Genomic DNA, 8,514 nt, shown 5'->3' with positions numbered 1-8,514 from the left:
TCGAAGCGTTCTCGGAACACGTGCGAGCAATGGAAACGTCAATCCTCTCTGCCACGCCGAAAGCAGTGCGGAAAAAGCGTAAGCCAAGCCTGTAGTATCATGTTGCTTGCAGAATCACTGCCTGACAGCAGCGGAGCTTTTAGGCCGGACGGGTTCCACGATTGTCCGGCACCTGATGCAGGCGGGTCAATGTCGCGAGCTTTGACGTACTCAGCGAGCCGGGAGGAGTAAGATCGATCTGTTCTGCCTACACCTTTCGAAGAAATCTGAAGTCTGGACTCTCTACAAAATGAGGATCGCGTCATGTCACGACAATGTGGAGGTCCGAGAGGCCAAACCCCGGCTGTAACAAATACCGAGTCTAACAGCCGCTACGATTGGTCGGTGGCAGGAGAAACCTTGATGACGTCGCCTTCGGTAACGCGGAACCGCGATCCGATCCTGACCCTCCTGCGAATGCTTCTGCCCCAGACCGGGACCGTTCTGGAGATTGCCAGCGGAACAGGGGAACATGCTGTCCACTTCGCCGCCGCATTGCCGCACCTGCTATGGCAGCCCACCGACTGTGACGAGCAAGCCCTCCGCAGCATCGCGGCTCACCGTGCGGCTTCGGGCCTGTCTAATCTTTTGGTGCCTCTGAGGCTCGATGCTGCGGCTCCAGAATGGCCTTTGGAGCGAGCAGATGCCATTGTGGCCATCAATATGGTCCATATTTCTCCTTGGCCAGTGACGCAGGGGCTGATCGTRGGGGCAGGACGAGTGCTCCCACCCGGAGGCATGCTCTACCTCTATGGGCCATACAAGGAGAATGGCGCGCATACTGCTCCGAGCAATGAAGCCTTTGATGCTGATCTTCGACGCCGAAATCCACAGTGGGGTGTACGCGATGTCGAAGAGGTAGCGGACCTCGCCAGGGCCAGCGGGTTGGATCTTGTTGAACGGTTTTCGATGCCTGCCAACAACTTGAGCCTAGTCTTCCGGCGCTAACGCGCCTTGATTTTGTACGAGTTCAGCGGAGCTCGCAGAACGAGCAGTACCGCACATAGGGTCAGACGGCACCGGTCGCGCTTGCCTCACATATCCTACGCTCACGAATGTTCATACGATCTCGCAGGTTTGGACAGCGAGGCAATGCTTCGACGAACTCAGATCAAACCCTATGACGGCCTTACATTCTGGTTCATCCTGAACAGGTTATCCGGATCGTAGCGTCGCTTGATCTCCGCAAGCCGTTGGTAATTGCCGCCATAGGCTGCCTCGACGCGCTCAACCTCGTCTTCCGGCATGAAATTGATGTAGGCCGTCCCGGCCGCGTAAGGCTTGGCTGCCTCGAACACTTTGCGGGCCCAGCCGATGCAGGCCTGATCCATCGCTGGGTCGCGCCAGCGGGCATGAACGTTCATGACGAAGTGTGAATCCCGCTGCGGGAATGCCGTTGCAGCTTGGGCGATGCGACCGGCGGCTCCACCGACATGTCCGATGAAGATCTCACACTCTGGTCCGGGCAGGGTACGGATCGCATCGATCAGGATGTCGATCGTTGCATCGGAAAGCTGTGTAAAATCGTGGCTCTTCCAGTAATTGCGGGCTCCTGGTGTAAGCAGCGGATCGAAGGCCTGCTGCCAGCCGGTGAAGGGACTAGGGCTCACGACATCGACAATGGGCTTGCCGATCGCGCGCAAACCGGCAGTCGCTTTCTCACCTTCCGCCAGATCGCCGCAATAGCACATGGCGAGCACCAGCACTTCCTTGCCATGCCACTCCGTTGGAAGGAACGGCAGCGGCGGCGCCTGCCGCATCACAACCCAGCAAGTCAGTTCGTCGGGTGCGGTTTCCAGCGCCTGTCGGTACTGCTTGAGAACCATTTTCGCGTTGTCAAACGGATGCACCACGAGACCGGCGAGAACCTCGGGGCCGAGTTCGTGCAGTTGGAACTCGAATGATGTGACGATGCCGAAATTGCCACCGCCGCCCCGCAGCGCCCAGAACAGGTCGGGATGCTCCATCGGACTCGCGCGGACCAGGTCACCGTTCGCGGTCACGACCTCAACCGACAGARGATTGTCGATCGTCAAACCGAATTTCCGGGTAATCCAGCCGAAGCCGCCACCCAAGGTCAGCCCGGCGATCCCGGTTGTGGAATTGATCCCTGTCGGAAGGGCCAGTCCGAAGGCCTGCGTCTCCCGGTCGACATCAGCCAGCGTCGCGCCGGGTTCGACCGTGGCCTGCTTCGTTGCGGCGTCCACCCGTACCGATTTCATGGGCGACAGATCGATCATCAGGCCACCGTCACAGACGGCATTGCCGGCAATGTTGTGTCCGCCACCCCGCACCGCGACAAGCAGCTTGTTGTCCCGGGCAAAGCGAACCGCATAAATGACATCGCGCGCCTCTCTGCATTGCACGATCAGAGCTGGCCTGCGATCGATCATGGCGTTCCAGATGGTGCGGGCCTCGTCATAGGAGGGATCGTCCGCATCCAGCACTCTGCCAGTCAGTTGCCCTGCCAGCGCCTGGATTGCCTCCGAGCCAATCACAGTCTTTCCCGCTTGCAAGTTCGTGAGGCTCATATCATTCATGGTTCATTCCTCCGATGGATAGTGAACCGTCGTCCCCAGCGGCCGTATTCTCTGCTTGCCTGCCGTCTCGTGCAAGCCAACAGCCCGGTTTGAGGCGCCGGCAAGTGCTGCAAAACACATTTTAAGGGGATGCTGCGCCCGCCGCCGGCAGATCAGTCGTTGAGGTTAGAGGCGACACAAGCTGGAGGATGGGATATGATGCCGAGGACGACACAGGGATAAAGACACTTACCGTCGACCTAAGGGGGCGATCAGGGAGGGTGTCGTGACGCGTTGGCAGCCCGATCCAAGTTTCTATCCATCCCCGCGCCTAGCTGAGAAGGCTCCGCCTGAGACGCTGGCCTATGTGGCCATGTTCGACCCAGATCGGCAGCAGCCCGACGGGATCGCCGTCGTCGATCTCGACACGGCCTCTCCGTCCTATGCCCAGATCGTCGGGTCCGTGGCCATGCCGAATACGGGGGACGAGCTGCACCATTTCGGATGGAATGCCTGTTCGTCCTGTCTCTGTCCAAACATGCCTCACCCGCACGTGGAACGGCGCTACCTTGTGGTGCCGGGACTACGCTCGTCACGCATCCACATCCTCGACACCAAGCCCGACCCGCGTAACCCCACCATCGTGAAGGTGATCGAACCTGAAGTGATCGCCGAACGGACCGGCTACACCCGGCCGCACACGGTTCATTGCGGGCCGGACGGCATCTACGTCACAGCCCTTGGCAATGCCGAGGGTAAGGCCCCCGGCGGCATCTTCGTCATGGATCACGAGAGCTTCGAGCCGCTCGGACGCTGGGAGGTCGATCGAGGATCGCAGCAGCTCGCCTATGACGGTTGGTGGCATCTGGGATACGACACGCTTGTGACCAGCGAATGGGGCACGCCTGACACCTTCGAGAACGGCCTCGTTCCTGAGATCCTGCTCGGCTCCGGCTATGGCCGGCGCCTGCATTTCTGGGACCTTCTAAAGCGCAAGCATCTGCAGGAAATCGACTTCGGCGAAGAGCATCAGCTCGTGTTCGAGCTGCGACCGGCGCACGACCCGACGAAGGCCTACGGGTTCGTCAACTGCGTGATCAGCCTGAAGGATCTCTCTTCCTCGATCTGGACCTGGTATCGCGAGGGCGATCGATGGGCGGTCAAGAAGATCATCACCATCCCAGCCGAGCCTGCGAACCCGGACGATCTGCCCGATATGCTGAAGGGGTTCGGGGCGGCACCGCCCCTCGTAACCGACATCGACCTCTCGATGGACGACCGCTTCCTCTACGTGTCCTGCTGGGGCACGGGCGATCTCCAGCAATACGACGTCTCCAACCCATTGAACCCAAAGCTTACCGGCAAAGTGCGGATCGGCGGGATCGTGTCCCGCGCCTCTCATCCCAAGGCGAAGAATAGGCATCTGACAGGTGGACCGCAGATGGTCGAGATCAGCCGCGACGGACGGCGGGTATATTTCACCAACTCGCTCTATGGCTCCATCGACCAGCAATTCTACCATCGTGGCTTCGAGGGCTGGATGGTGAAGCTGAACGCGGACCCGGACGGCGGCATCTCGTTCGATGAGGACTTCTTCATCGAGTGGCCCAAGGGGCACCGGCCGCACCAGGTCCGCCTCGAAGGCGGCGACTGCTCTTCCGACTCCTATTGCTACCCATAAGGGACGCCACGCTGCTGGCAAGGGACTTGGAATGAACACGGTCTCATCGGCTCTCTGGCCCTGGCTGGCTCTTGCGGGTCTCGGCGCGTTCCACGGCTTGAATCCCGCCATGGGTTGGCTGTTTGCCGTCGCGCTTGGGCTGCACCGCCGGAGCCGGGGGCTTGTGGTTCTGGCGCTTGCGCCGATCGCCCTGGGCCATGCCGTGGCGGTGGGGGCCGTCCTGCTGGCTGTTATTGTGTTCGGAACGGTCGTAGATGCGGCAGTCCTCAGCCGCGGTGCCGGAATCCTCCTGCTGGTCTGGGCGAGCACGCATATTCTCGCCAGCCATCGCACGCCTATCCGCATCGGGATGCAGACCGGCCTGGCCGGTCTGGCCTTATGGTCTTTCATGATGGCCAGTGCTCACGGGGCCGGCTTCATGCTGATCCCTGCGCTCTTGTCGCTGTGCGTTTCGCCGGGCATAGGCGGCGAACTCACCGCTTCGACCTCAGTTCCGATTTCATTGATGGCGCTCGCGGTTCACACGGGGACGATGCTGGCGGTGATCGGAGCTGTCAGCTTAATCGTCTATGACCGGGGGCTCGCATTACTGAGGCGGGGCTGGATCAACCTGGATGTTCTCTGGAGCATCGCCTTGGCAAGCGGCGGCATCTTTCTTCTGGCGGGATGACGTCAGAACCCCGGAATATCTCATAGGCCGAACTCAGTGCTTACGCAGACGCTTTTGGTCGTCTTCGAGTCAGGCAGTGAAGAGCATTCACTGACAGGAAAGTTTGCGGTTCTTGTCCAAAGCGGAAGTGCGCCCAAAAACTGGGACGTGCCAGAACGCGACCTTCTCGTATCATAAAGCGAATTTCGCGTAAGGCCGTGTGTGGACGGCGCCTGCGTTTATGGAATGCGCTCAAGACCCTGGCCCAAGTCAAGCGGCGAGGATCGGGATGGCCTTCACCTGCGGCGCTCTTAGGCCCACGGATCCGGCATCCTCTTTACTGAGCATCAAGATGTTTCAGAGGAGGGTGCAGGGTGGGCACCGATCCACCCTGCCGAAGTGTGCGAGGGCACGTTAGCTGGGTCAGAGATCTTGTAAGCCTGGACTCCTATACCCACCAATCCCACCTTGAAGCCACGAAGATATCCACGCCCGTCTCGTCATCGGTGTTGTTGGTGTCATCGGGGACAAGGTTCGAGGCCGAGCTGGCATAAGTCACATGGTGGCCGTTAGCCGAAATCGCGGGGCTGAAGCTCCGGTCGTTTGCTTGGGTGCCATCAGGGGCCACGGAGACGCGCTCGGTGGTGTTGGTCTTCCGGTCAAACACGAAGACGTCGCTTCCAGAAAATCGGTCAGTACCGTTGGTGTCGTCGGGGACAAGGTTCGAGGCGAAGCTGCCATAGGTCACATGGCGGCCGTTATCCGAAATCGCGGGGCTGAAGCTCCGTTCGTTTGCTTGGGTGCCATCAGAGGCCACGGAGACGCGCTCGGTGGTGTTGGTCTTCCGGTCATAGACGAAGATGTCCCAAGCGTTGTTAGTGTCATCCGGGACGAGGTTCGAGGCCTCGCTGGTATAGGTCACATAGCGGCCGTTAGCCGAAATCTCGGGGTCGAAGCTGCCGCTGTTTGCTTCAGTGCAATTGGAGGCCACGGAGATGCGCTCGGTGGTGTTGGTCTTCCGATCATAGACGAAGATGTCCTGTGTATCGTTGGTGTCGTCGGGGACAAGGTTCGAGGCTTGGCTCTCATAGGTCACATAGCGGCCGTTAGCCGAAATCGCGGGGTTGGAGCTGAAGCTGTTTGCTTCAGTGCCATCAGAGGCCATGTTGATGCGCTCGGTGGTGTTGGTCTTCCGGTCATAAACGAAGATGTCCCAAGCGTTGTTAGTGTCATCGGGGACGAGGTTCGAGGCGTCGCTGGTGTAGGTGACATAGCGGCCCTTAGCTGAAATCTCGGGGCTGAAGCTCCGGTCGTTTGCTTGGGTGCCATCAGAGGCCACGTTGATGCGCTCGGTGGTGTTGGTCTTCCGGTCATAAACGAAGATGTCCGTACCGTTCTCTCTAGGGTTGGTGTCGTCGGGGACAAGGTTCGAGGCCTCGCTGGTATAGGTCACATAGCGGCCGTTAGCCGAAATCTCGGGGTCGTAGCTTGAGCCGTTTGCTTCGGTGCCATCAGAGGCCACGGAGATACGCTCGATGGTGTTGGTCTTCCGGTCATAGATGAAGATGTCATATGCGCCGTTGGTGTCGTCGGGGACGAGGGTTGAGGCGAAGCTGCCATAGGTGACATAGCGGCCGTTAGCCGAAATCGTGGGGTGTAAGCTCTCACCGGTTGCTTGGGTGCCGTCAGAGGCTATCGACACACGCTCCACAGACAGATGTTGTCGTCCGCCTCTTATGGCATCGGTGTCAAAGTGGATATTCTCATCCGTACAAACGCTGTCATCGATGATAAAGGGTCTGTTCGTCATGGCACGGATCCTTTCAGATGAGGTTCACGAAAGTTGTTGCGCCAGGAAATACGAGGTGAAGGCCTTAACCTAACTGTCGTCTCTTGCTGCTGTTAGGTGCCGTTGAGCTAGAACAGCATCATATCGGATCTCTTACTTCTGCTCTCCATCACATCTTTCACCACGAGAGTGCTGCCAGCCTTCTAGGATCCCATTATCGTCGCGAGGGCGGACCACCCCACGTTCGGACTGGTTTGTCGCATCAAGGGTACCGTGCCCGGCACAATCGACGGGCTCCGCGAGCGCGGCTAGGGGGGACCAGCGCAAGAGCTGCCGCAAGGGCAAGATGGCGGACTGTCATGGCGCGACCTCGTGTTCGCACCTCTTAGCCTGCTTAACCTATCACCTATCCAGGTGAGGGGCACGGGTGATTTTGCGCTCGAGCCCTGCTGTTCCGATAACTGCGTTTATGGAACTCATTGGAATAGCTCGGAATAGCCATAGGCTCATCCTCACATATGACCCTATGTGAGCTATCGCCGACTTGTGCTTCACAGGCGTCGGCGACTGAGGGCTATGCGCTCCCGCCTGTAGTGCGGAGCGCATCGATGACTGGTCTCACTCCCTCTGATTTCCCAATCGACGCCGAAACCTTGATCGGCGAAGCGCGCGTAGCGAGGAAACGGCAGGCCGACGAACAGGTTGCCGCRCACATTCGTGGTGTTCTCTCTCGATTAAAATCTCACAAGCCAAAAGGTGACGCGCATGCTTTACGTTAATCAAAGCTATCACGGCCCTATTCGAGGTCTCCGTCTGCCCCACAAGGCTTGGCAGGCGCTGCAGAACGCTGAGATTGGGACACTTGATGAGCTAAAGGCTGTCGTTGTCCGGATTGAGCAGATGCCTGGCGTAGGATCCAAAACGGCGCAAGTGATCAGGGCAGAGCTTGATCGTGTTGCACTTGTCGAAAAGACGTCTCCCGATAGGGCTGACTCATAGCGCGTAACTCGCAGAACACCCTTTATGGAACTCGCCTAGATAGAGTAATGCAGGGCAAAGATGACTCCTTTGTTCAGGTCGGGTTCCAAGCGTCGGATTATTAATTTTGAGTGGCGGTTGATCCGTGCCACTGTGAAGCTGACATCAGTGATGTAGCGTCCTGATGCCCTCCTAGCGTTTCGATGGCCGTCCTCTGGGCACTTCAATCAGACGCTTAGGCGACAATCGATGTCCCTCTCCCCCATCATCCTGCTCCTCGAAGATGACGTAATCCAAGCGATGTCTTTAGAAAACATCGTGGAGGACGCTGGCTATGTCGTGAGTGGCTCGTTCAGCACGTGTGCCGAGGCGCTGGCATGGCTCGAGGATCAGACGCCGGACCTGGCGCTGCTCGACACCACACTGCTCGACGGCTCTTCTATAGACGTTGCGACTGAGCTTACCCGGCGCGGCGTACCCTTCATCATCCACTCCGGCCATCGCGCAGACAAGAACCTCATCCCTGCGTTCATGGGTGCTGTGTGGGTGGAGAAGCCCGTGTCGGAACGCACATTGCTCAATGCCCTCAAGGGGCTTCTCGTCCTCACGTTGTGGCTGCCAGATTGAAATGTCCGCTAGCCTGCAAAGCAGAAATGTCACTCCGCGGCGGCGAGGCGAGCCAGTGCCCGCTCACGTTTGGCGGCGATGGCCGGATCGGACATCACATCAGTCTTGCGTCCCGGTTTGGAACCCCGCGGCTTGTAGCCGGTCTTCTCGCTGTTGGTCTTGACCTTCGGTCGAGGAAGCTGGTCCTGCCGCTCCTTGATATAGGCCAGCACCTCGCCCAACCGCTTGTTCT

General features: G+C 59.0%; 6 protein-coding genes and 1 pseudogene. 4 read left to right on the top strand and 3 right to left on the bottom strand.

Features of this window, described 5'->3' with window-relative positions; all coding sequences use genetic code 11:
* Positions 1-402: 402 nt before the first annotated feature.
* On the top strand, positions 403-987 hold the full coding sequence (locus ACXJKO_RS27345) for a DUF938 domain-containing protein (protein WP_457094194.1): 585 nt from the start codon (positions 403-405) through the stop codon (positions 985-987).
* Between the two features lie 170 nt (positions 988-1,157).
* On the opposite strand, the gene ACXJKO_RS27340 is transcribed toward ACXJKO_RS27345, so the two are convergent.
* Positions 1,158-2,579 (bottom strand): FAD-binding oxidoreductase, encoded by a 1,422-nt coding sequence (locus ACXJKO_RS27340; protein ID WP_457094193.1) that lies wholly within the window; start codon positions 2,577-2,579, stop codon positions 1,158-1,160.
* A gap of 265 nt (positions 2,580-2,844) precedes the next feature.
* On the opposite strand from ACXJKO_RS27340, the gene ACXJKO_RS27335 reads away from it, so the two are divergent.
* Both ACXJKO_RS27335 and ACXJKO_RS27330 read left to right on the top strand, forming a co-directional pair.
* Positions 2,845-4,239 (top strand): selenium-binding family protein, encoded by a 1,395-nt coding sequence (locus ACXJKO_RS27335; RefSeq protein ID WP_457094192.1) that lies wholly within the window; start codon positions 2,845-2,847, stop codon positions 4,237-4,239.
* Positions 4,240-4,270: 31 nt separating this feature from the next.
* Positions 4,271-4,909 (top strand): hypothetical protein, encoded by a 639-nt coding sequence (locus ACXJKO_RS27330; protein ID WP_457094191.1) that lies wholly within the window; start codon positions 4,271-4,273, stop codon positions 4,907-4,909.
* 427 nt (positions 4,910-5,336) lie between these two features.
* On the opposite strand, the gene ACXJKO_RS27325 is transcribed toward ACXJKO_RS27330, so the two are convergent.
* Positions 5,337-6,698: a TolB family protein gene (locus tag ACXJKO_RS27325; RefSeq protein ID WP_457094190.1), complete on the bottom strand. Its 1,362-nt coding sequence runs from the start codon at positions 6,696-6,698 to the stop codon at positions 5,337-5,339.
* Positions 6,699-7,904: 1,206 nt separating this feature from the next.
* On the opposite strand from ACXJKO_RS27325, the gene ACXJKO_RS27320 reads away from it, so the two are divergent.
* On the top strand, positions 7,905-8,282 hold the full coding sequence (locus ACXJKO_RS27320) for a response regulator (RefSeq protein WP_457094189.1): 378 nt from the start codon (positions 7,905-7,907) through the stop codon (positions 8,280-8,282).
* Positions 8,283-8,311: 29 nt separating this feature from the next.
* Here the strand turns inward: ACXJKO_RS27320 and ACXJKO_RS27315 are convergent.
* Positions 8,312-8,514: pseudogene (locus ACXJKO_RS27315) on the bottom strand (ISNCY family transposase); the annotation flags it as partial.

Source organism: Microvirga sp. P5_D2, assembly GCF_054049475.1.
This window is presented reverse-complemented; position numbering and strand designations above follow the sequence as displayed.